Here is a 25,803-nt window from a genome sequence, read left to right on the forward strand (position 1 = left end):
AAAGTGTGTGTTGTTACCGGTTGTGTAGGTGAGCAACGATCGTTCTCCGGGGAATTGGAAAACATTTATGGTAGATATATCTTTGCTCGCCACCATTATAGCGGTACCGGCATCTATTCGCAAGATTTTTGACAAACATTCGTCATTTTTTTTCGTTTGTCTTATTTCCTCTTCCATAAAAAAATCAACCTCCCCCTGAATCCTTTAATAGCAAGGGTTCAGGAAGAGGTTGTTTTTCAATTAGTTATTTCATGAACAAAACAAGCATACATATGTTCACTGCTATTGAATCAAATATTCGCTCGGGATGACGGCATCGACCTGGGCTTGGTAATTAGCCGGCGAGACCGCGATGCCTTCGTACTCGTTCAGCCCATGCTCGGCTCCCAACTCATCCGTGTAGTCATCCAGGTAATAAATCTTGAACTTCCGCTTCAAACGGCCGTTATCATTGTAATGGTAGGTGAAATGGGAAACGGTCGGACGGAAAAGGACATTTTCGATGGTCGTCCCTTCTTCCGTTACGACGAAGTCGAAAGAGACCATACCGCCGAGTGTGTTTTTATCGGCCAGGGCATGTGCGAGGAGGTTCCCCAAAGACCAAACCACCAATGTGTCATTGCCATTCTCACCTTTCAACCATTCGATCGGCTGGATAACGTGAGGGTGAGTCCCGATAACGACATCCACCTCAAGATCCGCGAACAGTTGCCCATAGTAGCGCTGGAACTCGTTCACTTCGGTTGTATCCTCATCACCCCAGTGGGCGGAAACAATCACGACGTCACTGACTTCCTTGGCTTGGGCAACGTCGTAACGGATTTTTTCTTCATCGAAATAATTGATGCGCCAGTCCGTGTCGGGCTCGATACCGTTCGTGCCATAGGTGTAGGCGAGGAATGAGAAAGTCACCCCATCACGTTCAATTGTCGGAATGACATAGCTGTCTTCTTCGGTCAAGAATGCACCGGTATAAAGGACTTCGTCGAACTGGTCCCAAAAATTCAAGGCATAAGTGGCCCCATCCGCACCGAAGTCCAGGGTGTGGTTAGTCGCACCGTTCACCAAATCAAAACCGAGATCCACCATGTTATGGCCCAACTGTTCCGGGGTATTGAAGGAGGGATAACCCGCATAAGGATAATCGGGTCCCGCGAAAATCGTTTCCTGGTTCAGGAAAGCCAAATCGGCATTTTCCACATCAGCCGCGATATTATCGTACATATGGGAAAAATCGTAAGAGCCTTCCGGTGTCTCAGCGGCCCAGATGATATTGTCATGAATCAAGTTATCGCCTACACCGACGAAAGAAATACGTTTCTCTTCCGGTACTTCCGGTTCAGGAGCACTTTCTTCAGCCACGGTTTCTGATTGGGAACTGCTTTCCATTGTGCTTTCTGCTGTTTCTTGTGGCTCGCTCTTATCTGATGGGTTTTCTGTGTTACAGCCCCATAACGCTAAAACAGAAAGTAAGCTAATCCATTTCTTCATTTTTTTCCTCCAAATCGTTTTCGTCACCCCATTATAATCCTAATGTGCAAAAATAACCAGAGTGGTCCGGGGCCGCCTTTTTGTTCAGGATTGCGAAGCGAACATCCGCTGCGACTATTCGGGCACAACGATCGATGCGGGATCGATTCCGATTGCTTCAGCCATTTCCTCATTGACGATCAATTTCAGGTTGTCGGAAGATTCAACCGGCATGGATGCGGGATCTGCATCATTCTCCAGGATTTCAAGAGCCATCTCGCCTGTCTGGCGACCCAGTTCATAGTAATCGATACCGTACGTTGCCAAGCCGCTGACAGAATCATTTTCGGAGAAGGCAGTCACGACCGGGATTTTGTTGGCCTTTGCAACATCGGCAACGGTGGCCATGGTGCTGGCAAGTGTGTTGTCTGTCGGGACGTAGATTCCGTCCACGTCGCCCGCCAAGGATTCCATCGCCTGTTGAACCTCATTTGTGGAAGACACGGTTTTCAAAACGACTTCTGAACCGGCCGCTTCGATTACTGCTGTTGCTTGGTCTCCCTGGATGACCGAGTTCGGTTCGCTGGAATTATAGATGATTCCCACTTTCCCTCCTTCTGGAATTAACGAAAGCAACAATTTGACTTGTTCTTCGATCGGACCGGCATCCGTTGTTCCGGTTAGATTACTGCCCGGAGCATCCAGGCTCGCAACCAAGTCCGCATCCACCGGGTCGGTTATGGCCGTGAAAAGGATGGGTGTTTCTTCATCCATGTTTGCCAAAGAGACAGCGGCTGGCGTCGCGATCGCCAAAATCAGATCACTCTCACCCGACAAACGCTCTGACATGGTCTGCAGGTTGGATTGGTCGCCTTGGGCATTTTGATAATCGACTGTAATGTTTTCGCCCTCGACATAACCCGCTTCTTCCAATGCATCCAGGAAACCTTCCCGCGACGCATTCAGCGATTCATGATCCATCAATTGCAAAATACCCACGTTGATTGCTTCCTCGCCCGCCGTCTCACCATTTCCACATGCAGCCATCAATAGTCCTGCTCCAATGGTTAAGCCTAGTTTAGTCATCCAATTTTTCATTTTTATTTCCTCCTATTTATTATGTGCGGTTCAAAAAAACATACAAAAAACCCATCCAGATAACGAATAATCTGAATGGGTCTACATACAAAATGTAAAAGAAATTAATTCCTTTTGCAATCACCACTCAGATTTTCATCTACGGGCAGTTGCTCATGCGAACTAACTTTAGCCTCATAGATACAAACAACGTTTGTGTGTTTGTATCCATCAGTGATGTCTACAAACACTATCTAAAGAAGCTAAAGAAAAAGTTAGTATGCAAAAGAATTGATTTCTGTAGTGTCATTTTGTATTCCCTCACGATTCATTTATTTAATAAGTGTATGTTACACGGTTTTAGATTAAAAGTCAATGAGATTTTTAATTATTCTGGAAGCGTGATGGTTTCTGGATCAATACCCAACGATTCCGCAACTTCTTCATTAACAACCAAATTCAATGCTTTGGATGATTGGACTGGCATTGTTGCTGGATCAGCCCCATCTTCGATAATTTCCAATGCCATCTCGCCCGTTTGACGACCTAATTCGTAGTAGTCAATCCCATAAGTTGCCAATCCACCTGCTTCTACTTGGTCAGCAGATGCTGCCACAACTGGTAATTGATTCGCTTCAGCAACTTGTTTTACAGTCCCCATTGTACTTGCCAAGGTATTGTCAGTTGGAATATAAATACCTTGAACATCACCTGCTAATGACTCCATAGCCTGTTGCACTTCATTTGTGGATGAAACTGTCTTCAAAACCACTTCCATCCCAGCCGCCTCTAACAACTCAGTGGCTTCATCTCCTTGAATGACCGAGTTTGGTTCACTCGAGTTGTAGATAATCCCGATGTGGGTCGCATCTTTGGCCACAGACATTAATAAATCAACTTGTTCTTTGATTGGACCAGCATCCGTGGTTCCCGATAAGTTTCCACCCGGAGCATCCAAACTCGCCACCAAATCCGCATCCACAGGATCAGTTATTGCAGTAAAAAGAATTGGCGTTTCCTGGTCGACGTTCGCTAACGACACTGCGGCTGGGGTTGCGATAGCTAAAATCAAATCGTTATTACCTGATAATCGCTCAGACATCGTTTGTAAATTAGACTGGTCCAATTGCGCATTCTGGTAATCAACGTTTAAATTTTCGCCTTCCACATACCCTGCTTCTTCCAACACATCCAAGAATCCTTCACGTGAGGCATTTAACGACTCGTGGTCCATCAGTTGCAAAATGCCTAAATTCACTTCCTCCTCGGAATTGTTATTTGAAGATCCCGTTCCAGTCTCACCTTCAGCACAACCCACCAATGTTAGAGCCGTTGCTACCGATAAACTTGCTTTGATTAACCAACTTTTATTCATTTTTACTTCCTCCTGTTGTCGTGTTATTTACACATTTGACAAAAATAAAACCCCATCCAGATAGTAATAATCTGAATGGGGTATAAAAATCATATTGTAAAAAAGAAATGCATCCTTTTTTGCAATCACCACTCAGATTTTCATCTATGTGGCAGTTGCTTACGCAAACTAACTTTAGCCTCCATAGATACAAACATTGTTTGTTATGTCTGTATCCACCGGTAATGGGTACAAACATTATCTAAAGTAGCTAAAGTAATAGTTAGATTGGTTTAGGCATGCATTTTTGTTTGTCATTGTGAAAACCTCACTGTTTTGTTTTTTGATGATGCCTGAATCATAGCTCACTTTTTATGAGAAGTCAATTACAAAGTTAAAATTAAATGAGATTCGTTTAATCGATAATAACTTCCAGTTTAAGCTGAGACTCTGTTGTCAAAAGTGATTTTACTTCTGATGATGGAACATCATGATTTAAATACAACGCTTCATTTTCCGGTTTTAGGATAACCGGCATACGATCATGAATCTTAGAAAAAGAAGGTGTTGCATCGGTTGTAAGGATGGAAAAAGTCTCAAGCACAGAACCATCAGATTGCGGATATGACTTGCGAATGCCTGCTAACGAAAAGATTGGTAATCCTTTGATCGAGATACGGCGTTTGATTTTTGTATCGTCCTTTTTTTCCCATTCAAAAAAAGCAGTAGCCGGAACTAGGCAACGGGCACTCGTAAAAGATTCACGAAAAGTAGGTTTTTGCAGTATAGTTTCCTGGCGAGCGTTAATGAGCGGTCTTTTGGCGAATGTTTCTGTAAAACCCCATTTCAACTGGACTATCCTTTGTCCTGGTATTACAACCGGACAAATATTTGTCGGAAATATTTCCTCGCGGGCTGTGAAATCATCTTTTGATTCTGTCACTTGGTATCTTTCCCATAAATCTTTTCTAGTGGCATCCAGTTCATATCTTCCACACATCATATACCCTCCTAAGGATAAGTAGCTAAGGTTTTTGAGACGCTTTTGACGACCACAACAGCAAGCAAGGCTTTTAGTGCATCACCCGGCAGAAACATAATGATACCGGAATAAAGCACTTCCGTTGTGCTGAGGTTTAATTCCATCACACCATTTAAAATAAAGGCCATGTACGGTGTGCCAATAAGGTAGCTGACAATTGTTCCAACAGTCACTAATAGTGTATCACTTTGTATCTTCTTGTTCACTTTTAACCACGCAATCAAGGTCGCAACAACAATAAAAGCAACTAAAAAACCGAAGCTCGGACCCAAAACGATTTGCGGACCTCGCACTAACAGGGTCAGAATAAGATTTAACAACTGAGTATAGAATGCCAGTTTCGGCGTGAACAATAATCCCGTAAGCAATACAAATAGTGTTTGTAAGGTAATCGCCACCGGACCTAGTGGAATAGAGATAAAACTGCTGACTAAAGTTAAAGCAGCCATGATGCTGATTCTGGTCATTTCACGTGTGGTAAGCGTCATGATTCGTTCCTCCAGTTTATACTTATTTCCCCATATGATATTTTTGTGGTGGTATTATCAGTCAGTTGGATTTCCAGAGCACCTGTATCGTCTATGCCTGTGGCCAAGCCCGAGTATGTTTCATTATTTTTTACGAACGAAACATTTCTGCCTAAAACAAAACAGCGTTCGCGGTACTCATCCAAGTATTCACGCGTTCCCATCGTTTCATAGATGCGGAAAAATTGATTAATAATACTGGCAGCTAAATGATTACGGCTGACCGGGCTCTCTTTTTTGAACAAGGACCCCACTATTTGTTGTAGTTCAGCCGGTAGGTTCTCATCTTCCAATACATTCAGACCGATACCCAAAATGATTGATTGGATGGTTTGGGTCTCCAGACTCAAAATCCCTTCAGTCAGAATACCGCAAATCTTTTTGCCATCGATAAAGATGTCGTTGACCCATTTAATTTGTGGTTTTAAGTCTGTCAGTTCTTCAATTGCTTGGCAAACAGCCACTGCTGCCGCCGTAGTTACGAGGGTTGCGTCATTTTGCGGATTTAAATCGTGCAATGTCAGACTCATATAGATGCCATTCCGGGACGGTGAATAAAATGTCCGCCCAAGTCTTCCCCGCCCTTTTTCTTGGGACTCTGCCAAAATCAGGATATCTTCATGCGGATTGTCGTTTAAGCGACGTTTGGCTTCGGCATTGGTAGAATCAATTGTTTGGTACGTTTCAACAATCAGCTTTCGATCCAATAATGGCTTGATTGCTGCAGTATTCAGTGAATCGGAAGGATTAATCAATTTATAGCCAGCATTTGTAGTTGAACTAATAAGATACCCATCTGCTTTAAGGGTATTAATGGCTTTCCAGACTGCTGTACGACTCACGCCTAATTCATCCGCAATCTTTTGACCGGATATTTTATCTACTCTTCTTTGTTCTAAAATAGCTAATACTTCATCTTTCGTAGACATCTCATCACCTGTTTCTTTACTTTGTGGTATTAACCATACAAAATTAACCGTTTCATGTCAACTTGTTTTTTTATGGGTTGACAATCGACTTTGTCGTTGTGCGTATATGTGACAAACTGATTTGTTGAAGCTATTAAACCATTTGGGACTTAATTTTTAACTAAAATGGTTTAATTATGGAGAATTAAACCATTTCGTTTTATTTTTTTGCTTCAAATGGTTTAATTAACCGTTATCAGACCATTTCAATCTGAATTTTTGGGCCAAATGGTTTAATAAAGCCAAATTGGCATTTTATTTAACGGGTTCCGAAAGAAGTCTCCCGCTTCTAAACGTTTCGGTGCGTGGCACCAGTGAAAGCGGGAGATGAATTTCGGTTCCCCAATGGGGAACGATAGTTCCTATTTATGTCAATGAAAATCTACTTTAGACGAAGGCATGTTATATAATATCCTTATAATCAAAGAAGGAGGAAAGTTTATGTACCACGGAAAACGATTGTTGATTCGAAATCAAGCGAAGCTGAAACCGGCATTGGATACCTGCAACAAAGCTTCCGCTGAAGTGTGGAACCTGTGCTTGCGGAAGTCCAAGGCACATCATCTTGCCACCGGCAAGTGGATAGGCAAGACGCAACGGCAAAAGACAACCGCCACTGAAGTTGCGGGTATCCGGATTAGACGGCATTCCTGTCGAAACCATCAAGGAAGTGGAGCTATGCCACGACATCCATTATTATTTGTCCGTTACTTACGACGATGGGATAGAAAATCCGCCCTTGGGGCAACAGCAGGCGGCTTCTGTTGACTTGGGCGAAATCCACAGTATTGCTTCCTTTGCGGAAGACGGTTCTTCCGTCCTGATTAGCGGACGCAAGGCACGCAGTATCCACCAATTGCGCAACAAGAAGCTGGCTGAACTGCAACGGCTGCAGTCGAAGTGCAAGAAAGGCTCGCGCCAGTGGAAGAAATACCAAAAAGCCAAAAACTTCGTCCGCACCAAGAGCGCCCGCCAGCTGCAGGATGCCCTGCATAAGACAATCAAAAACTTTGTGGATTGGTGCGTCGCACAGCAGGTTTCGACGGTCTACGTTGGCGATGTAGAAGGCGTGGAACGCAACACCAAAGGGAAGAAACGAAAAAAAGTGACGCAAAAGCTGTCCAATTGGAGCTTCGGCAAGCTGATGAGCTACCTGACGTATAAAGCCAGAGCCAACGGCATCGCCATCCAAAAGGTGGACGAAGCCTACAGTACGCAAACATGTCCTGTTTGCCACAACCGCAAGAAACATACCGGTCGCAATGTCCGTTGTGCCTGCGGCTACACCAGCCACCGCGACATTCACGGAGCCAAGAACATCCTCAGCAAGACACTGTACGGGAACTTCCTGCCGTGGGCAGTCGCGGAACAGACAAAGTATCTACGACCATGTTAGGGAGTAGTAGATGGCGCGTCACCGCCCACAAACAGTAAAAACTGTTTGCGTTGCTTTTTGTGGAGAGAAGAAACAGCCACTTCCCAAAGGGAAGCCTCTCGGCAACTGTCGAGTCCCGCTGCAACGTCTCTTTAGACAAAAAGAAACCCCGACTTCAAAATCCGTCAGGATTTAAGTGGGGGAGTGTTCATTAACTTCAACGCAAAACAAAAAAAACCGGAAGCTCTCGCTTCCGGAATAAATTTTGGATTATGATGCTGGAATAACTGTAATTGTCATTCCTTGGCGACCAAATGCAAGAGCTGCATTCAAGTCTGTAATATGTACATCGATACGGTTTCCGATGATAGCTGAACCTGTATCTCCTGCTATAAATGTACCGTAACCAGGTACGATAATTGTAGATCCTAGAGGAATGACACTTGGGTCAACCGCAACAACGTTAGGGTTTTGACGTAGGTTAATTCCTGTATATGTAAAATCACTTAATGACGGTTGGTTTGTTGAGTAAGCTGTTGCTTCTACTGTAATTTGGTAGCCAGCAGTTGATGCTTCTTGAGCTGGAGCTACTTCTTCTACAGGAGCTACTTCTTCCACTGGAGCTGTTTCCACTACTGGAGCTGTTTCTTCTACAACTTCTTCGTAATGCTCAACTGGTGTTTCAACTTCTACAACTTCTTCTTCAGAACTTACATCGTAAGATTTTTGTTCTGTACCTTCACCAACTGTTACAACTTTATTGTCAGCTGATAAACGAATAGAATTTCCAACGATAATCATGTCTGCATTAGAAATATTGTTAACTTCTACTAATTTGTCTAATGAAATTTCTGTTGCTTGTGCGATCACTGATAATGTATCGCCCCATACAAAAGTATATTTACTTCCGTTTTCGTTTTCTTGGATATCTTCTTTAATTTCGCTTGCTGTACGCGCGCTCCATTCTGCTGCACTTGCTTCCGTTGGGCTAGCAAAAGCCAAGATTCCTGAAAATGCGATTGATGCACCTGCTACAAATAATTTGTTTTTAAAGTTCATATTATATTTTCTTTCCTTTCTTTTCTTGCTCGTATCTTCCGCAAGAGTCCAGTAGATTCTGACCGAGTGACTTTAGTGGGTCTTTTCTTCTAAGCCTCGTAATACTAACATGAAAAAAAAGGGTTGTGCGGAATAACATCGTTTTGTTAATACCCCTTAACACTTCTGTATTAAAAGTAAGCATTAATTACAAACAAAAGGCAATTGTGACGAATGTTACAACAAACAATTGTTTTTTGTAATATTATGATAAGGCTTTTTTAAGTGTAAAAGGACGAAAATAGTGCAATATACACCTTCACCAAATAAACATTTGTTAATAACCCGTCAATTGTATAGCTAATACGATACCCTTCTAATGTTTCAGGCACAAAAAAACTGCTGACACATGGTCAGCAGCAAGCAATATTATTGAATTTCGGCGACTGTGAATTTAGTTTCGGACAAAGCTTTTGTGTACTCTTCCTTTGAAATTTCACGTTCTGTTTCCACATTGGCCATTTTAGCTTCGAGGTCCACGATAACCCGGTCCACTCCTTCTAATGCTGTAAAGAGGCGACTAACCGTATTGGAGCAGCCTTCACATTTCATTCCTTCTATTAACACTGTTTGTTTCATATATTTTTCTCCCCTTTTATCTATTTGATGGTTTAAATCTCTTTAATCTTAACGCATTTAACAAAACGGATACAGAACTAAAGCTCATCGCTGCACCTGCAATCATCGGATTCAATAACGGACCACCAAATAAATGGAGAATTCCCATTGCTACTGGAATACCCAAGACATTATAGGCAAAAGCCCAAAACAGGTTTTCTCTTATATTGGTGATGGTTGCTTTACTAAGCTCGATGGCCGTTGGCACATCCATTAAATCGCTATGCATCAATACGATATCCGCCGATTCAATTGCCACGTCAGTCCCTGTTCCAATTGCGATTCCAATATCTGCTTGTGCCAGTGCCGGCGCGTCATTAATACCGTCCCCAACCATCGCTACCTTTTTGCCTTCTTTTTGTAACAATTCAACTTGACTCGCTTTGTCTTCCGGCAGCACATCACTTAGTACGCGATCGATGCCGACTTGACGAGCAATCGCTTCAGCAGTCCGTTTGTTGTCGCCAGTCATCATGACAACTCCGATACCCATTTTCTGGAGTTTGCGAATGGCTGCTTCACTGCTCTCTTTTAGCGTATCTGCAACTGCAACAATCCCTACCAAACGGTTATCCATGGCAATATACATCGGTGTTTTACCTTCTTCAGCTAAACGATTTGAATCTTCTTCAAGTTCAGAAAGATTAATATGATGGGTCATCATTAGTTTTTTATTTCCAAGCAGTAGAGCTTTATCTTCAATTGCCACACTTATACCGTGTCCCGGTAAAGCTTCAAAATTGGTGGCCTTCAATAAAACCATCCCTTTTTCTTCAGCCGCTGTTACTATCGCTTCACCCAAAGGATGTTCAGACCCTTTTTCAGCAGATGCCGCCAAAAGAAGCAATTCGTTTTCTTCTATCTCATTTACAAGAATATCTGTTACTTTCGGTTTCCCTTCAGTTATCGTCCCAGTTTTATCAAAGACGACCGTTTGGATGCTATGGGTCGTTTCAAGTGCAGCACCACTCTTTATCAAAACGCCATTTTCAGCACCTTTACCTGTTCCTACCATAATAGCAGTTGGTGTGGCCAACCCCAAAGCACAAGGACAGGCAATAACAAGCACTGATATAGTAATCGTTAATGCGAACACCCATGACTCTTGTCCCAGGAAATACCAGGCCAATCCGGAAAGAACCGCTAAAACAATAACAATCGGAACAAAGATTCCAGAAATTTTATCCGCTAATTTGGCAATTGGGGCTTTCGAACCTTGCGCGTCTTCGACTAACTTAATGATTTGCGCCAAGGCGGTATCTTTCCCGACTTTTGTAGCGCGATATTGGATTGTCCCATTCTTGTTAATACTCGCTCCAATGACAGAATCCTCTGGTTTCTTCTCAACAGGCATACTTTCTCCCGTCAACATTGCTTCATCTATGGCAGTTAAGCCTTCGATCACAACCCCGTCAACAGGTAATTTTTCACCAGGTCGTACGACGATTACATCATCAACTTGAACGGCCTCAACTGGAATTTCGATTTCTTTATCATTACGAAGGACGTGCGCTGTCTTGGGTGCAAGCCCCATCAATTTTTTAATCGCTTCTGACGTTTTACCTTTCGATACTGCTTCAAAATATTTTCCCAATGTAATTAAAGTTAAAATGACTGCAGCTGATTCGTAATAGAGTTCCATGGCAAAACTTGTTTCGCCCATAAATATTTTAAATGTTCCATAAAGGCTATAAATAAAAGCCGCACTCGTTCCTAACGCAACCAAGGAATCCATGTTGGGATGTCCTTTAGCAAGGGCTCGGAAACCACCCGTAAAGAATTTTTCCCCCAGCACCATTACCGGGATGGTTAGAACCAATTGTGTGATAGCAAAATTTGAAGCGTTATGCATGGGATCAATTAGAGACGGAAGGGGCATCCCTACCATATGTCCCATCGAAACATATAACAAAGGAATTGTGAATACCGCCGAAATCCAAAATCTCCGCCACATTTCTTTAATATGCGCTTCTTTCTTTTCGCGGTCCAGATCTACTGATTCATTGGATGTCACTTGTTCGGTCGCTTCGTAACCAGACTCCGCAACTGCTTTCGTGATATCGGATATACTGATTGATGCAGGATCATAATTAACGACCATTTTTTCGGTAGCTAAGTTCACCGAAGCATTGCCTTCACCTACTAATTTTAAAGTCGCATTTTCCACCGTTTGTGCGCAACTAGCGCAAGACATCCCTTCAATAGCAAAGGTCATTGTTTGCAGGGGTTTTAACACTTTATATCCCGCATCCGCAATAGCTTGTTCTATTTTAGAAATTTCAAAATTGCTATCTGTGTCGAAATCAAGCTTTTCCGTGGCTAGATTGACGGAAGCATTTTTGACACCAGCCACTTTACTTGCGGCTTTTTCTACAGTTTGGGCGCAGCTCGCACAAGACATCCCTTCTACTGATAATGATTCATGTTTCATATAACATGCCCCTCCTCGTGGTTATGGTGACAGTTACACTGCCCTTTTAAGCACTGACAATGAATGACATCGACTGCGTCATTTACTTTAGCTGCAAGTGCTTCTTCTAATAATTTTATGTCATTTTTACTTAATAAAGAATTTGTGATTAATTCAGCGATGGTGCTTCCGACCTTTGTTGCACAGACATGGTCAAGCACTGTATTCGTTAGTTCACGCACGCTGTCTTCTTCGGAAATCACTGCAGAGTACAAAAATCTTTTGCCATCAGCTACTGTCGAAACAAATCCTTTATCTACCAAACGCCCGATTAAAGTTTTAATCGTCGCTGCTTTCCAATCCATCTTTTCACTTAAAACTTGCGTTATTTCCCGACTGGTCACTGGTTGATTGGTCCAAACGACGCGCATGATTTCCCATTCAGCATCGGATATTTTAGGTGTTGGTGCTGTTTGCATATTAAGCATCCTTTCCCTTTTATGTTTACATGTGTAAACTTGTTTATACCCAATAGTTTACACTTGTAATCGAACGGTGTCAAGCAAAGGAATATAAAGTTTGTAATTTTTGACTTTTTTATCGACTAATCCTATACTTCAATTGTATTGGTTGCGTTTACAATAAAGAGAAAGGAATGGTTGAAGATGTCCAAAATCAGTATATTTGGTAGTGGAAATATGGGTTCCGCTTTGAAAGCTCGGTTTGAAGACGCTGGTAATTCGGTAGAATTTATTGGGCGTGAGGATGAAGTGAAACCGCTTGGAGATATTGTTGTTTTTGCAGTACCTTACCCTTCTGTAAAAGATATCATCAAAAAATACAAAGCAGAGTTAACAGGAAAAATCATTGTAGACATCACTAACCCTTTGGACTTTAATACGTTTGATGATTTAGTTGTGCCTGCAGATAGTTCAGCCACAGCTGAAATCGCAAAAGAACTGCCTGATTCTCATCTATTGAAAGCTTTTAATACCACGTTTGCGGCTGTATTAGCAAATAAGACCGTGGGCGATAACGTTAAACCGAGAGTACTGGTAGCAGGCGATAGTGAATCCGCCAAAGAAAAATTAATCGATGCAGTAGAGGGTTCAGGCTTAGATATCCTGGATGCCGGCAAATTAAAACGTGCTCGTGAACTGGAGGCAGTCGGCTTCCTTAACATCTCGCTAGCGGCTGCAGAAAAAATCAGCTGGTCACAAGGATTCCACTTATACAAATAAAATAAACTGAGCAAGGCACCTAGCCTTACTCAGTTTATTTTTGATGAATTGGTTCAGAAGTTAATAAACACTTATTAGATTCTTCCTTATAATTGCCCCATATTTCTACTTGCCATAGCCCAGTGTTGACTTGAACAGGACAGACTAACCTACCTTTTGTTAAAGGAAGGTCTAAATAAATACTCCCATTATGGTATATCTTGACCCTTGCCGGTTCAGCATGGGCTTCTGTCAAAGCACGCGTAGCAGCGCCAATATAGGATGCTGCTGAATCATAGATTGGATCATTGGCATTTTTTATTTTTGCTATAATAAGATTTCTTTCCTTTCTTTAATATCAATTTCAATATATAACTTGCAATTTACTACCTCCATTTTAAACGTTTGATTCAATTGGAGGTCTTTAACGACAATCAATTAACTTATACACGTTATCATCAAAAATTAAATTTGTCAACCAAACAAAAACCAGCCATAATGGGCTGGTTTTTGTTTATTCTGCCAACAAGGCTTCAATAGTGTCCAACAAACTTGTTGAGTCATTGTCCCCTATCTCATATGTAGCCACCGCTTTAACAGAGGGCTCCGCATTTCCCACAGCATAACTGTGAGTGACTTGTTTAAGCATCTCAATATCGTTGGGGCTGTCTCCGAAGGCGGCACACTCATCCACAGTAATGCCCCATTTCTCTTGCAACATTTTCATGCCCAGGCCTTTATTGATATCAGGTAAAAGAATATCCACAAATCCAAAACCACTACCCACAACAGATAAGTGACCGCCTATTTTTTCTTCTAAATATTCCAGGACGTCCGGTACTTCGGTAACCTGGAATACGGTGGTAAAACTCAAGATTTCATCTTCAATTTCATGTAAATCCTTCACTTCTTCTATGTTTAAATAATACTCCTTGAAGATATCAGCGTATTTTTGATCTGCTCCTTTAGGCAAATAACTCCCTCTTACCCCACACAAAAGAAATGGGACATTACTATATGATTGGAGCGCACTAATTCCTTTTTGGACCATTTCTTCTTCCATTACTGCCGAAAGCAGAACCTCATCACCATGAACGACATAGGCACCGTTTTCTGCTACAAAAGTTATCCGGTCTTCTAGATTTTTAAAATAGTATTGGAGCTTAGGCAATTGATTTCCACTTGCACATACAAATCGAATCCCTTTTTCATCCATGCGATCCAATAATTTTTCAAAACGCGGACGGTCATACGTTTTCTCTGAATTCAAGAATGTTCCATCCATATCCACTGCGATCAGTTTAATTGCCATACATGCACCTCTCAATTATGATGCTTCTATTTTAACAATTAACTGCCCAAATAACCATTTTTACAAAAAAAAAGAACATGCAGTTATTTTGCATGTTCTTCGTTATCTTCGCTAGACATTAATTTTTCTGCAATCATCAATAGAATAGGGATGAGCACATCATCCGCGTATCCCGCCATTGGAATGACATCCGGAATAAAGTCAACAGGACTCACTATATAGAGGATAATCCCCAGAACCATCAATTTCCTGCGTCGTTTTACTTTCGTGTCGAACAAGGAAGTGACGAGTGATTTCACTTTGGTAACAGGGGTACGTGTCTTTTTCGCTCTCATTTGCATCAGGCATCTTCCTTTCCGTTCAATTCTTTGATGCATAGTCATTATAGTAGAAATTGTTTTTCGATAAATCAGTCTTAAGGATGAAAAATGCCTGATTCGATTTGGCAATCGAATCAGGCATTAAACTAAATTTTAACCGCGTACTCAGAACGTGCTTCTATCAGGGCGTTTTGGATTACTTCCATCACGCGCTCTGCGTCCTCTTGGGAGTTCAGAATATCGTAATCAGCAATGCTTATTTTAATTTTCGCACTGTGATTATAATTTTCAAACCACGCCTCATAATTATCAAACAACAAACGATAATAGGCTAATAAATCTGGATTGTCCTTGATTTGTTCGAAATCGCGTCCACGCTCTTGGATACGTTCCAAAATCATTTCAAAGGGTCCATCTAAATAAATTAATAAGTCCGGAGCTTTTTTCGGAATTCCTTGTAGTTCTTCCATCATATTTTCTAGCAAATCGTTATAGATATCCATTTCTTCTATAGAAATGTTACCTTGCAGGTGGTTTACATGGGTGAATAATGCATCTTCATAAATGGAGCGATCCAACACGTTGTTATCGTCCACCAATGCATCTTTAATACTTCTAAAACGTGCATTTAAGAAGTAAATTTGTAGGCTGAATGCCCATTTTTTTGGATCATCATAAAATTTATCAAGGATGGGATTGTAGTCAACACTTTCGTAGAAAGCTTGCGTTCCCAACTTGTTAGAAATCATTTTTGTATAGGTAGATTTTCCTGCACCAATCATCCCCGCTAAAACTAACACACTCATCATATCCCTTCCTTTTTGTCTTAATTCATCAAGGAATTACAACATGTTGCATCATACCATAAAACCTACCACAATATGTAGCCACAATAATATTTTATTTTAAAAAAAGCTTTTAAGCATTTTTTGCTTATATATGTAGGAGGTGTTGGTAAATATGATGAAGAAATCAGAAACATTGTTGCTGTTGGAATCATTGGCGGCGAGGATGGCAACAAATACTGAACTACAAAAACAGCTTTCCATCAATATGAAAGGATATTTAGGAGAAATTAATTATCAAACCTTATTGTCAGGTTTTTTTACCCTTTCAGATTTATATCTTGAACCAAAAAACGGTCAAAGGTTCCAAGTCGACCATTTAGTATGTGTTGCTGGATTCATCTTCATTTACGAAGTTAAGAATTATAGCTTTGAATGGGAATACAATGAAGAATATTTTTCTAGAAGTGAAAAACTTGAAATCCCAAATCCCCTGATTCAATTAACCAGAACTAAGCATAATTTTAAACAGCTATTGAAAGAAATGGGCTTTGGCCACATACCTGTTAAAGCAGCTGTTGTTTTTGTTCATTCAGAATTCACACTGTTCAACGCTCCACGAGGGAAAGCTCTTATATTACCTACACAGATTCCTGAGCACATTGAATATATAAAACAATTCCCCAAGCCAACAACAGAAATTATTGATGCCGCTGAGGTTATCCAAAAGTTGGCTTTGAAACCTGAAGTATTCAGGAAAAACATTCCTGATTATGAATATCATGATTTAAAGAAAGGTCTTCGTTGTGTCCAATGTGGGTCTCTTGATTTAATTGTCAATTCTAAAAAATACAGTTGTTCCGATTGCTTGGCTTCAGAAAAAGTCTCACTCGCCATCCAAAACGCAGCCGAATAGCTTTGTAGATTGTTTCCCGATATAAAATTAACAAGTAAGATTTTACAGGGTTTTTGTGGGGCATCGGTCAGCCAACAACACTGTTCCAGGGTCTTGAAGGAAAATTTTAAGGTTATCAATAAAAAAAGAGGAGCCTATTACATATAATCAAGGATTTAAAATGACTAACATCGCAATTTTCTTCAGTAAGTCACTTTAAAATTATTTAAAGTGAATTGCTCCATCATTTTTGGTAGTAAGTCACTTTGTTTAAATTAAAAATGACTTAGTCAGCTTAAAAACCGACTAAGTCATTTTAAATTCAGGTTATTCTGCTAGATAAGCTTCGTAGAATTCTTCTACTTTAGCTGGATCAGCCACTAACTCATTTCCAGTATCCACTAATGGAGAAACTGTTGAGTATGCTGGTAGTTTTTTACCGTCGTAAGCAGAGTTGATTTCTTCTTGGTTAATTGAGAACAATACTGCTTTACGCAAGTTTTCGCTTTCGGAAACTTCTCGTCCAGATGTGTTGAACAGCATGTAAGCTACACCGTTACTTGGCATGCTTTGCAATGCTAGAGACTCATCTTCTTCAACGATTTCATATTTAGTTTCGTTCAATCCATATAGCAAGTGGATTTCGCCTGCACGTAGAGCGGACAAAGCACTGTCAGCATCTGCTATGAAACGAACGGTAACGTTTTTGATTTGAGCAGTTTCTTCTGTTTCTGGGCGGTAGCCAGGGTTTGCTTGGAAAGTTGCTTCGTAATCGTCTTTTGAAGTCATGATGTAAGGGCCGCTTGTATACAAGTGATTATCGCCATTGATAACTGCACGTTGGTCACCATATGCAATATCAGTTGCCGGGTCGAACGACGCAATATCGTAAGTGTTGACACTTTCAACTTGTTGTTTTGAAACAATACCAGCTGATTGGTGGGCCAAGTAGTTCAGTACTTGCGGGAAAGCCTCAGTTGTCGTTAATTTAACAACTTGATATGAACCTTCATCATTGTTAACTTCTTCTGCCGCTTCAACTGTATCAGAGATCGGCGCATCCAATCCTTCTTCCAATGCATCCAAAACATTTCCTGAACCATCAGATAACTGAACGTCTTCCAATTCAGTAACATCAGATACTAATTCTACCGTATCGATATGTTCGTGCAGAGAATAAGTACGGTGATCTGGAACAGAGTTTGCATCTTTAGCGCGTTCCAATGAGAAAATAACATCTTCACCACTTACCATCAAACCAGTATCAACCGCTTCTCCATTTTCAACAGCCGCAAAGTTGATATCATCACGTAATACGAAATAAAATTCAGAATTACCTTCAGCGATAACGTGATTATATGAAAGTGAACCATCAGAAACGACTTTGTCGTCGTCAGTCAAGTTAACCAAACGCACATACATGTTTGTATTTAATTGGTTGATGGAACCGTCATTTCCTTTGATTGGATCTAGGGAAGTAAGATCGCCCATTGTTTGTGTCAGCATCAATGTGTCTGTTTCATTTTTCGCTTCATCCACGAAAGAAACAGGTTCCCAAGCGAATGCACGTGATTTCGAAAGACGGATAGAGTCACCGTTTAATACTTCTTTGTTATAAGCCTGTGCTTTTAAGGATGTGTAAAGTGGTGCAATATATGCTTTTTCAGTAACCAAAACATCTTCCAACTCTTTATAGGTTGCTTGGTATTCTTCCGGTGTTTCTACAGCAGCTTGATTGATTAAAGCATCCACTTCTGGATCAGACATGATACTGTAATCACCATCAGTGATGAACAATGAACGCACTGCGTAGTCTGGGTTACCTGTAACAGTCGTCCAGCTTGAAATGGCTAGGTCATAGTTACCAGCTTCTTTTTGAGCCGAGAAGCTTGCGTAGTCCGGTTGTGTGTTTAATTTTACGTCAAAACCATTTTTCATTAATTGGTCACGAACGATATTCATGTCCGTTTCGTTTGCACTCGAACCCAAAATTTCAATGGTTGTTTTCTCTGTGGTTTGCGAAACATTCGATTCAGCATTTGACCCTGTATTGGCATCATTTTCTGTTTGCACGGAGCAAGCAGCCAATACCAGTGCAGCGGATGTAGCCAAGAACGGTAATAATTTTTTCTTCATTATATGTAAACCTCCAATTATATTTTTTCTTTAATTTAATTTCGGATCGGTCGCATCACGCAATCCGTCACCCAAAAAGTTGAATGATAAAACTAATAAAATAATCGCCAACCCTGGATAAATAGCCAGGTATGGGTTGGTTTCTAAATATTGACTACCGATTCTGAGGATATTTCCCCATTCCGGTACGTGGGCTTCAACACCCAAGCCCAGGTAGCTCAAACTACTTGTTGAAATAACCGCCGTACCGATTGTCAATGTGGAACGGACAATCATCGGCGCCATTGCATTAGGGATGATATGTTTCAAAATCAAAGTCTTGTTATCTTGTCCCAATGCCCGCGCTGCCTCTACGTATTCATAGTTGGCCACTTGCATCACGTTGGCGCGCATCGTCCGTGCGTATGATGGAATTGATCCTAGACTTAAAGCGATAATCAAGTTCGTTGTGGAAGCACCAAAAGATGCCACAATCGTAATTGCCAATAGCATACCTGGAATTGCGTATAAAACATCCAGCAAGCGCATAATCACATTATCGGTCGTATTTCCATAAAATCCAGAAATAGCACCTAACGTCCCACCAACGAAAAACGGTAAGAGCGTTGATAACAAGCCAACCGATAAAGATATTTGTGAACCAAAGATGATTCGTGAGAAAACATCGCGACCGTAATTGTCTGTTCCAAATGGATAAGCCAATGACGGGGGTTGCAAAATATTACCGTAGTTATTTTGAACGGCGAACGATTCGCTGAAGGAATAGTTACTGGTCAGAGCAATCGAAATCAAGAAAGTGATGAATGTTAATCCCAGTAATGCAGCCTGGTTACGGGTCAGTTTCTCCCGGACGCTCGTTTGCCTTCTCTCACCTGCTAAATCTTGATTGGTTTTATACATCGAAACAGCCACTAAAATGGCCATTACATTTCCAACCAAAGCGGTGAGCCCTAGCAAACCCAACACAGCAATTTTCACATTCCTATTCCAACCATACCACTTTTGCCCCATCACCACGATTAAAATGTGGAATAGCAATATTGCAAGCAATAGGTATAAAGTCGGTAAAAAAGTATTGGAAACAAAGGGTTTGAATAAATTCAGGGCCGTGAGGGCAATGAGCATCACATCAACCAAAACCATATATATGGAATAAAGAAAACCGACATTCGGATTTTTCTTCAAAGCGACCATGCCTGATAAATAAGTGAAGATATTTCCAGCGAATAGCCCTACCACCAAAACGATAGTCATTATTTTGAAAGCCAGAGGTTGGTTGTCCGCATCAATACGCGTCTGTTTGATTCTACCTAACATCAGGGAATGAATTACACTTAAGGCAGCATGGACCATCCCTAAAATAAACAGCGGCACCTTTAAGGTAAAAGGATTTAAATCAACACTCAATATCAGAAATAAAACCGTCATTCCCCAACTCAAACCGCTGTTAAATTGAAAATAACGTAACATCTGTCTGCCGCGATAACTTTTCATCATGGTTATCACCCCCTACCTTTCTGGATTCGGGAACGAATACGTGGATCCAGGAAACTATACAAAACATCGATGAACATATTTACGACTGACAAGATGATGGCGATATAAATGACGCCACCCATCACACTCGGAATATCCGGAATAAATTGCTTATCAACAATGTAACTTCCGATTCCGTTAATGTTAAACACTTTTTCCGTTACAGAGGATCCACCCAACATGCCCCCGAATTGCAGACCTACAACCGTTACGATCGGAATCAAGGCATTTGGAACAGCGTGGCGCAGAATGACACGCGTATGCGATAATCCTTTGGCACGCGCGGTTAATATATAGTCTTCATTGATGACTTCCAGCGTGGATGAACGTGTCATCCGTGCTACCGATGCCATCAAGCCGGTCCCCAGAACAACGGCCGGCATCAAAAGCGACCAAGTGTTGCTTGTACTATATGTAGCGGGTAACCAACCGAGGTTAATCGAAAAGTTCAAAATAAAAATCAAGCCTTGCCAGAAACTCGGGATTGAAATACCGATCAAAGCAACCAACATGAACAAATTATCGAAGGTTGAGTTTGCTTTGACTGCCGCATAAATGCCGGCTGGTAAAGCAATGGATAATGACAATGTCAAAGCCATGAGTGTTAATTGCAAGGTAACCGGGAAGCGTCGCATAATGGTGGATACCACTTGCTCGTTTCCTTGGTAGGCATTGCCTAAGTCAAAAGTGAAAATACCTTTGATGGTCCTGCCTAACTGAACCAAGTAGGGATCATTCAAACCATGAAGTTGGCGGAAAGCTTCGTACTGCTCTTGGGTCGCCTGATCACCCAGAATATTTACTGCCGGGTCTGATGGCGAAAAATACAACAGTGTGAAGACAATCACCGTTACGCCAACGATAACAAATAACATCATCACCAAACGATTCACGATATAGTTTAAGGTTGGCGAGGAAACCACCAACAGATAGAAATACATCGGCCATCCCAAAATCAAGGATAAGATAAACCCTGGCCACGAATCAAGTATATCAAGCGTTGTCTTCAGATAACTTTGTGGGTTTATATTTTTTTCAGTGTAATAAGTCTCTTTCATCCGGGTAATTTCTTTGCCGGATTCCAGTTGGAAAATCTTTTCCACATCAGCCTTCACCTGTGCAGCTGATTTTTGGATATTTAAATAGCTATTTTTATTTTCTTCTTGCTTTTCAAGCTTGGTTCTTAGTGCCTCTGCTTGACCATTTTTTAAGAATTCCGCTTGCCAATCGGGTTCATTAACGCGTTTGCCCCCTAAAAAATGCTTAGCCGCGACAACAATATGAAATAAAATCCCAAAAAATATTAATCCAAACCGCCAACTTTTTTTACGGTAGGCCCGCTCATAATAATAGTGAATGGATTTTAATAAACGAGCATCTTCTGCCACAATCGTTTCCTCCCTTTTCCATAAAAATAAAAAATGCCCTCAAATAACTGGCTAAACAAGCCTGGCTATTTAAGGGCAAAAATAAATTTGCGGTTCCACCTTAACGAGACACCCTGCAGATGGGGTATCATTCTCAATCAGTACACTAAAAAAGGATACTGCTTTGCTATAACGGGCAAACCCGTTATGGGCTGATAAACACTCACCCATACGACTCCAAGATGCACTTCCAAATATTGTCCTAGTTCCCCTCACACCAAACGGGACTCGCTTTGCTATTACGCCACTTGTACTTTTCTTTTCATAGTCATTCAATATTAAAATATTCAAATCTGTAATGAATAATATATCAGAGGGGTTTTTTTTCGTCAAGCATTTTAACTTACTTTTTTTCAGTCCAATAATAATAAAGACTTTCATTTTTTTCAAAGTCGTGCTATTTTTTGATAAGCTAAACAGATAACCAAGAAAGGAAAAAATCATGACCAATATATTATCCGTAAATAATTTATCCGTTTCCTTCACAACGGGTTCCACAGTCCAGAAAGTCGTCTCTGATGTCTCTTTTGACGTTGCAGCCGGTGAAACAATTGGACTTGTGGGCGAATCCGGCAGTGGGAAAAGTGTGACAGCCCGCTCAATCATGCAACTTCTGGCACCAAATGCCCATTTACACCCTGAATCCAGCATCGTGTACATGGGGAAAGAATTAATGAATTATTCAGAGAAAGAAATGCAACGTATCCGAGGCAATGACATCGGGATGATTTTTCAGGACCCGATGACTTCCTTGAACCCAACCATGACCATGGGTAAACAAATCACGGAATCTTTACGTTTTCATGAGAAATTGAGTGCTAAAGACGCAGAAAAACGGGCTAAAGAAATCATGGCAGATGTCGGTATCAATAACGTTGACTATCGTTATACACAATACGCTCATGAATTTTCAGGTGGCATGCGTCAGCGGATGATGATTGCCATGGCTTTAGCATGTAATCCATCCCTGATTATCGCTGACGAACCGACTACTGCTCTGGATGTAACAATCCAAGCCCAAATATTACAATTATTAAAAGATTTACAAAAAAGATATGGAATGGCCATCATTTTAATTACGCACGATTTTGGCGTAGTAGCGAATATGTGTGATAATGTCGTCGTGATGAAGGATGGTAAAGTAGTCGAAAAAGGCTCAACTCTTTCCGTTTTTCGAAACCCGCAAAACACGTACACAAAAAAATTATTGGCTGCTATTCCAAACCTGCATAAAGAAAAATCAGTACAGCAACGTAAAAAATTGGCAGAAATCCACGCTGGCAAACGCGAACCAATTTTGGAAATCAGCCAACTAACGAAAGCTTTCCCTTACGGACGCAATCAGCAAGTCACTGCCGTCGACCATTTGGATTTCACTATTTTTCGCGGTGAGACACTCGGTTTAGTGGGTGAATCTGGTTCTGGAAAATCAACAACGGGCCGAACTATCTTGCGTTTACATGAACCTGATTCTGGCGAGACTATCTTTGAAGGGTTTAACATTAACCACCTTAAATCTAACGAACTAAAAGCCATGCGCAAACACATGCAAATGATTTTCCAGGATCCTTATGCTTCCCTGAATCCCCGGATGAAAATCCAGGACATCATTGGTGAGGCACTTGATATTCATGGTCTGGCAAAAACAAAAGAGGAGCGTAAAAATCGTATCCTTGCATTGTTGGAGTTAGTTGGATTAAATGCCTCTTTTGCGGAACGTTATCCGCATGAGTTTTCCGGTGGCCAACGTCAACGGATTGGAATTGCGCGGGCTTTAGCTGTAGATCCAACATTTATTGTTTTGGACGAACCTCTGTCTGCCCTGGATGCTTCCATTCAAGCACAAATCGTTGAATTATTGGAAAAACTACAAGAAAAACTTGGTTTGACCTATCTATTCATTGCCCATGATTTGGCAATGGTTAAACAAATTTCCGATCGCGTGGCAGTGATGTACAACGGTAAAATTGTAGAGCTTGCTGACGCTGAAGAATTATTCGCTAATCCGGTTCACCCCTATACCAAAAAGTTATTATCAGCAATCCCCATTCCTGACCCAACTTATGAAGCGAACCGCGAAGCTGTGGTTAAGGTTGAAAGCGAACTGAAAGAATATCAAGGGGAGTCTTTCAAGGAAGTTTCCCCACATCACTGGGTATATTGCTAAAAAGGAGCGGTTAAATGTCTCTGACGTTACGAACTATTAAAATTAGCCTCGCGGCTTTTATTGCCATTTTGGTGGCAAATTTTGTGGGATTATCTTATTCTGTCTCTGCTGGAATCATCGCGATTTTGAGTGTCCTGGATACAAATAAATCTTCTTGGCTAACAGCTATACAGCGTGTTATTTCAACTGTTTTAGCACTGGGAACGGCAGGAGTTTTATTTCATTTCCTGGGATTCGAAACACATGTATTTGCTATTTACCTTTTAGTTTACGTTCCACTTGCGTATAAATTGGGCGTCGAGTCTGGTGTTGCCCCCTGTTCAGTTTTAGTTACCCATCTCTTGCTGGAAGAAAGTGTCGCTTGGAGTTGGATCAGCAACGAATTATTTTTGATGTTGATTGGAGCAGGTATCGCCATTTTAGTAAACTTGTACATGCCGTCGAATGAGGGAAACATTTTAGCATTGATGAATGCTTCTGATAAAAAAATGAAAGATATTTTAGTCGACATGTCGGATGCTTTACTGCGTAACAGTACAATGACCCCCACAGAACTAGATGATTTGGAAACTATGTTGGATCAAGCTTCAGATTTGGTGTTAGCAGAGTCTGAAAATCGTCCGTGGAAAGAATCCCATTACTATCTGAATTATTTCGAGATGCGCAAAAATCAAAATCGTGTATTACGTTATATCCAGCAAAATATCTCCCTCTGTACAATACCGGTTAAAGAAGGAAAAATATTGTCCGGTCTCTTGTATTTGACCGCTGACCAGTTACACGAATTTAATACCGGTGAATACTTACTGGAAGATATCAGATTATTACTAGAAGAATTTCGCAATAGTGAATTGCCACAATCACGGTCAGAGTTTGAGAATCGTGCTTTGCTATTTCAAATCTTAAATGACTTTACCCGCTTTATTCAGATAAAAAAATCATTTTATGATGAATACGGATTGAATACAAAAAAATAGAGAGCAGCGTCTGAAATGGCGCTACTCTCTATTTTTATTATTCAATACTTAAAAAGATAATTCCAATGATAATTGCCGTAATAGCCAGGTATTGCTTGGTTGTTAATTTTTCTTTCAAGAAAATGCGGGACAATATTACTGAGACCACAGAATACGCAGAAATCATGGGTGCTACAACCACTGCATTTGAGCTAATGGCATACACATAGAAGAATTGACCGAGTGTTTCGAATACAGCCGCCAAACCACGATCTTTTTGATCTTTGAATTTAAATGACTGTTTCTTGATTATCACGACATATACAAAAGCAATAACAGCAACCAACAGCCAGGTAAATTCATAAGATAAGTTGGCTTGCATTTCCAATGTACCGTCATCCACTGGTGCATAAAAATCAAAGAACCAAGCATCGGCGAAAGTTCCTAGTGAATCCAAAAGTGCATATAATAGCGGGAATATTAATGCCAAAGCACCATATTTATATTTGCGATCAACCACTTCTTTATTTTCCAATCTTTCCTGTTCAGCCAATTGATGTTCGAAAACACCCAACAAAATAACGCCTACCGTGATCAAGGCTACTGCCCAAAACTGGATACCTGTCATTGTTTGTCCAAGGAAAATAAACGTCAACAATCCGGCAATGGCACCAGACGAATTTTGCACAGGTGATGAAATGGATAATTCCAAAAAGCGCAATCCGGCATAACCAACTGCCATGGAAACAATATAAAAGAATGAGACCGGTAAGTATTTAATTAAATAACTTGGATCGTATTGAATACCCTCAACCAGGAGTACATAGACGGCATGCAGTCCCATAACTAGACCGACCATGATAACCGTTTTTAGGTAACTGTATTTATCAGCTGGATCGGCACCTTTCTTATAAAATAAATCAGCTGTCCCCCATGCAACAGTGGCAACTATAGCGGGAATGAACCACCACATTCCTATCAACTCCTTTGAATTTTATTTTTAATACTGTATGAGTATACTAAAGGTAGGCCCTAAAGGACAACCATAAATTTCATTTTATATATGCAAGCGTTTTAAGCATATCATTGGCTATTTTTTAAAATAGGTGT

23 protein-coding genes, 1 pseudogene and 1 other annotated feature are annotated in these 25,803 nt (G+C 40.9%); of the genes and pseudogenes, 7 read left to right on the forward strand and 17 right to left on the reverse strand.

Going from position 1 to position 25,803, the window contains the following annotated elements:
- Positions 1-282 precede the first annotated feature (282 nt).
- From ACTVAI_RS04600 to ACTVAI_RS04625, 6 genes are all read right to left on the reverse strand, one after another.
- Positions 283-1,491: a CapA family protein gene (locus ACTVAI_RS04600; RefSeq protein WP_443486001.1), complete on the reverse strand. Its 1,209-nt coding sequence runs from the start codon at positions 1,489-1,491 to the stop codon at positions 283-285.
- Between the two features lie 114 nt (positions 1,492-1,605).
- The gene (locus ACTVAI_RS04605) at positions 1,606-2,574 is read right to left on the reverse strand and encodes an ABC transporter substrate binding protein (protein WP_443486125.1); all 969 of its coding nucleotides are present in this window, start codon (positions 2,572-2,574) and stop codon (positions 1,606-1,608) included.
- A gap of 361 nt (positions 2,575-2,935) precedes the next feature.
- A complete protein-coding gene (locus tag ACTVAI_RS04610) occupies positions 2,936-3,922 on the reverse strand; it encodes an ABC transporter substrate binding protein (RefSeq protein ID WP_443486002.1) in 987 nt (328 codons plus the stop codon).
- A gap of 394 nt (positions 3,923-4,316) precedes the next feature.
- Positions 4,317-4,901, reverse strand: coding sequence for an SOS response-associated peptidase (locus tag ACTVAI_RS04615; RefSeq protein WP_443473936.1), 585 nt, complete (start codon positions 4,899-4,901; stop codon positions 4,317-4,319).
- 11 nt (positions 4,902-4,912) lie between these two features.
- Positions 4,913-5,431: a biotin transporter BioY gene (locus ACTVAI_RS04620; RefSeq protein ID WP_443486003.1), complete on the reverse strand. Its 519-nt coding sequence runs from the start codon at positions 5,429-5,431 to the stop codon at positions 4,913-4,915.
- A complete protein-coding gene (locus ACTVAI_RS04625; protein ID WP_443486004.1) occupies positions 5,428-6,399 on the reverse strand; it encodes a biotin--[acetyl-CoA-carboxylase] ligase in 972 nt (323 codons plus the stop codon). Before ACTVAI_RS04625 ends, ACTVAI_RS04620 begins: the two co-directional genes overlap by 4 nt.
- Positions 6,400-6,879: 480 nt before the next feature.
- Between ACTVAI_RS04625 and ACTVAI_RS04630 the strand changes: the two genes are divergently transcribed.
- A complete protein-coding gene (locus ACTVAI_RS04630) occupies positions 6,880-7,206 on the forward strand; it encodes a hypothetical protein (protein ID WP_443486005.1) in 327 nt (108 codons plus the stop codon).
- Complete coding sequence (locus ACTVAI_RS04635) at positions 7,109-7,834, forward strand: RNA-guided endonuclease InsQ/TnpB family protein (protein ID WP_443486006.1); 726 nt, start codon at positions 7,109-7,111, stop codon at positions 7,832-7,834. The genes ACTVAI_RS04630 and ACTVAI_RS04635 overlap by 98 nt, the downstream gene beginning before the upstream one ends.
- 249 nt (positions 7,835-8,083) lie before the next feature.
- Here the strand turns inward: ACTVAI_RS04635 and ACTVAI_RS04640 are convergent, their stop codons facing one another.
- From ACTVAI_RS04640 to ACTVAI_RS04655, 4 genes are all read right to left on the reverse strand, one after another.
- Positions 8,084-8,872, reverse strand: coding sequence for a 3D domain-containing protein (locus ACTVAI_RS04640; protein WP_443473933.1), 789 nt, complete (start codon positions 8,870-8,872; stop codon positions 8,084-8,086).
- Positions 8,873-9,280: 408 nt separating this feature from the next.
- A complete protein-coding gene (locus tag ACTVAI_RS04645) occupies positions 9,281-9,490 on the reverse strand; it encodes a heavy-metal-associated domain-containing protein (protein ID WP_443486007.1) in 210 nt (69 codons plus the stop codon).
- A gap of 16 nt (positions 9,491-9,506) precedes the next feature.
- On the reverse strand, positions 9,507-11,960 hold the full coding sequence (locus ACTVAI_RS04650; protein WP_443486008.1) for a heavy metal translocating P-type ATPase: 2,454 nt from the start codon (positions 11,958-11,960) through the stop codon (positions 9,507-9,509).
- The gene (locus tag ACTVAI_RS04655; protein WP_443473930.1) at positions 11,957-12,418 is read right to left on the reverse strand and encodes a CopY/TcrY family copper transport repressor; all 462 of its coding nucleotides are present in this window, start codon (positions 12,416-12,418) and stop codon (positions 11,957-11,959) included. The genes ACTVAI_RS04650 and ACTVAI_RS04655 overlap by 4 nt, the downstream gene beginning before the upstream one ends.
- Positions 12,419-12,604: 186 nt before the next feature.
- On the opposite strand from ACTVAI_RS04655, the gene ACTVAI_RS04660 reads away from it, so the two are divergent.
- On the forward strand, positions 12,605-13,180 hold the full coding sequence (locus tag ACTVAI_RS04660; RefSeq protein ID WP_443486009.1) for an NADPH-dependent F420 reductase: 576 nt from the start codon (positions 12,605-12,607) through the stop codon (positions 13,178-13,180).
- 493 nt (positions 13,181-13,673) lie between these two features.
- Here ACTVAI_RS04660 and ACTVAI_RS04665 read toward each other — a convergent pair whose 3' ends face one another.
- From ACTVAI_RS04665 to ACTVAI_RS04675, 3 genes are all read right to left on the reverse strand, one after another.
- Positions 13,674-14,471 (reverse strand): Cof-type HAD-IIB family hydrolase, encoded by a 798-nt coding sequence (locus tag ACTVAI_RS04665; RefSeq protein ID WP_443486010.1) that lies wholly within the window; start codon positions 14,469-14,471, stop codon positions 13,674-13,676.
- An 83-nt stretch (positions 14,472-14,554) separates the two neighbouring features.
- A complete protein-coding gene (locus ACTVAI_RS04670; RefSeq protein ID WP_443486011.1) occupies positions 14,555-14,812 on the reverse strand; it encodes a YkvA family protein in 258 nt (85 codons plus the stop codon).
- Positions 14,813-14,937: 125 nt separating this feature from the next.
- Positions 14,938-15,597 carry a deoxynucleoside kinase gene (locus ACTVAI_RS04675; protein WP_443473926.1) on the reverse strand — a complete coding sequence of 220 codons (660 nt, stop codon included), beginning with the start codon at positions 15,595-15,597 and terminating at the stop codon, positions 14,938-14,940.
- Between the two features lie 154 nt (positions 15,598-15,751).
- On the opposite strand from ACTVAI_RS04675, the gene ACTVAI_RS04680 reads away from it, so the two are divergent.
- A complete protein-coding gene (locus ACTVAI_RS04680) occupies positions 15,752-16,492 on the forward strand; it encodes a nuclease-related domain-containing protein (RefSeq protein ID WP_443486012.1) in 741 nt (246 codons plus the stop codon).
- 306 nt (positions 16,493-16,798) lie between these two features.
- Here the strand turns inward: ACTVAI_RS04680 and ACTVAI_RS04685 are convergent, their stop codons facing one another.
- Genes ACTVAI_RS04685 through ACTVAI_RS04695 form a run of 3 tightly spaced genes read right to left on the reverse strand, consistent with a single transcriptional unit; the run spans position 16,799 to position 21,531 of the window.
- A complete protein-coding gene (locus tag ACTVAI_RS04685; protein WP_443473924.1) occupies positions 16,799-18,607 on the reverse strand; it encodes an ABC transporter substrate-binding protein in 1,809 nt (602 codons plus the stop codon).
- A 30-nt stretch (positions 18,608-18,637) separates the two neighbouring features.
- Positions 18,638-20,104, reverse strand: coding sequence for an ABC transporter permease (locus ACTVAI_RS04690; protein ID WP_443486013.1), 1,467 nt, complete (start codon positions 20,102-20,104; stop codon positions 18,638-18,640).
- Positions 20,105-20,109: 5 nt separating this feature from the next.
- Entirely contained in the window at positions 20,110-21,531 is a 1,422-nt protein-coding gene (locus tag ACTVAI_RS04695; RefSeq protein ID WP_443486014.1) for an ABC transporter permease, read from the reverse strand.
- A gap of 68 nt (positions 21,532-21,599) precedes the next feature.
- Positions 21,600-21,845, reverse strand: a binding site (T-box leader).
- Positions 21,846-22,012: 167 nt separating this feature from the next.
- Between ACTVAI_RS04695 and ACTVAI_RS04700 the strand changes: the two are divergent.
- The 3 genes and pseudogenes from ACTVAI_RS04700 to ACTVAI_RS04710 form a co-directional block, all read left to right on the forward strand.
- A pseudogene (locus ACTVAI_RS04700) lies at positions 22,013-22,822 on the forward strand (ATP-binding cassette domain-containing protein); the annotation flags it as partial.
- A gap of 18 nt (positions 22,823-22,840) precedes the next feature.
- Complete coding sequence (locus tag ACTVAI_RS04705) at positions 22,841-23,737, forward strand: ABC transporter ATP-binding protein (RefSeq protein ID WP_443486126.1); 897 nt, start codon at positions 22,841-22,843, stop codon at positions 23,735-23,737.
- A gap of 14 nt (positions 23,738-23,751) precedes the next feature.
- Positions 23,752-24,714 carry an aromatic acid exporter family protein gene (locus ACTVAI_RS04710; RefSeq protein ID WP_443473921.1) on the forward strand — a complete coding sequence of 321 codons (963 nt, stop codon included), beginning with the start codon at positions 23,752-23,754 and terminating at the stop codon, positions 24,712-24,714.
- A 37-nt stretch (positions 24,715-24,751) separates the two neighbouring features.
- Here ACTVAI_RS04710 and ACTVAI_RS04715 read toward each other — a convergent pair whose 3' ends face one another.
- Positions 24,752-25,666 (reverse strand): EamA family transporter, encoded by a 915-nt coding sequence (locus tag ACTVAI_RS04715; RefSeq protein WP_443486015.1) that lies wholly within the window; start codon positions 25,664-25,666, stop codon positions 24,752-24,754.
- Positions 25,667-25,803: the final 137 nt, after the last annotated feature.

Origin of the sequence: Jeotgalibaca sp. A127 (genome assembly GCF_052266745.1) — a bacterium.
In the GTDB taxonomy this organism is placed as follows: Bacteria; Bacillota; Bacilli; order Lactobacillales; family Aerococcaceae; genus Jeotgalibaca.

Coding starts and splice junctions, on each gene's coding strand:
- ACTVAI_RS04620 (WP_443486003.1), bottom strand. CDS start 5,431: ATGACGCTTACCACACGTGAAATGACCAGAATCAGCATCATGGCTGCT.
- ACTVAI_RS04680 (WP_443486012.1), top strand. CDS start 15,752: ATGATGAAGAAATCAGAAACATTGTTGCTGTTGGAATCATTGGCGGCG.
- ACTVAI_RS04610 (WP_443486002.1), bottom strand. CDS start 3,922: ATGAATAAAAGTTGGTTAATCAAAGCAAGTTTATCGGTAGCAACGGCT.
- ACTVAI_RS04710 (WP_443473921.1), top strand. CDS start 23,752: ATGTCTCTGACGTTACGAACTATTAAAATTAGCCTCGCGGCTTTTATT.
- ACTVAI_RS04715 (WP_443486015.1), bottom strand. CDS start 25,666: ATGTGGTGGTTCATTCCCGCTATAGTTGCCACTGTTGCATGGGGGACA.
- ACTVAI_RS04660 (WP_443486009.1), top strand. CDS start 12,605: ATGTCCAAAATCAGTATATTTGGTAGTGGAAATATGGGTTCCGCTTTG.
- ACTVAI_RS04690 (WP_443486013.1), bottom strand. CDS start 20,104: ATGATGAAAAGTTATCGCGGCAGACAGATGTTACGTTATTTTCAATTT.
- ACTVAI_RS04665 (WP_443486010.1), bottom strand. CDS start 14,471: ATGGCAATTAAACTGATCGCAGTGGATATGGATGGAACATTCTTGAAT.
- ACTVAI_RS04685 (WP_443473924.1), bottom strand. CDS start 18,607: ATGAAGAAAAAATTATTACCGTTCTTGGCTACATCCGCTGCACTGGTA.
- ACTVAI_RS04615 (WP_443473936.1), bottom strand. CDS start 4,901: ATGTGTGGAAGATATGAACTGGATGCCACTAGAAAAGATTTATGGGAA.
- ACTVAI_RS04655 (WP_443473930.1), bottom strand. CDS start 12,418: ATGCAAACAGCACCAACACCTAAAATATCCGATGCTGAATGGGAAATC.
- ACTVAI_RS04625 (WP_443486004.1), bottom strand. CDS start 6,399: ATGTCTACGAAAGATGAAGTATTAGCTATTTTAGAACAAAGAAGAGTA.
- ACTVAI_RS04600 (WP_443486001.1), bottom strand. CDS start 1,491: ATGAAGAAATGGATTAGCTTACTTTCTGTTTTAGCGTTATGGGGCTGT.
- ACTVAI_RS04645 (WP_443486007.1), bottom strand. CDS start 9,490: ATGAAACAAACAGTGTTAATAGAAGGAATGAAATGTGAAGGCTGCTCC.
- ACTVAI_RS04670 (WP_443486011.1), bottom strand. CDS start 14,812: ATGCAAATGAGAGCGAAAAAGACACGTACCCCTGTTACCAAAGTGAAA.
- ACTVAI_RS04675 (WP_443473926.1), bottom strand. CDS start 15,597: ATGAGTGTGTTAGTTTTAGCGGGGATGATTGGTGCAGGAAAATCTACC.
- ACTVAI_RS04640 (WP_443473933.1), bottom strand. CDS start 8,872: ATGAACTTTAAAAACAAATTATTTGTAGCAGGTGCATCAATCGCATTT.
- ACTVAI_RS04650 (WP_443486008.1), bottom strand. CDS start 11,960: ATGAAACATGAATCATTATCAGTAGAAGGGATGTCTTGTGCGAGCTGC.
- ACTVAI_RS04630 (WP_443486005.1), top strand. CDS start 6,880: ATGTACCACGGAAAACGATTGTTGATTCGAAATCAAGCGAAGCTGAAA.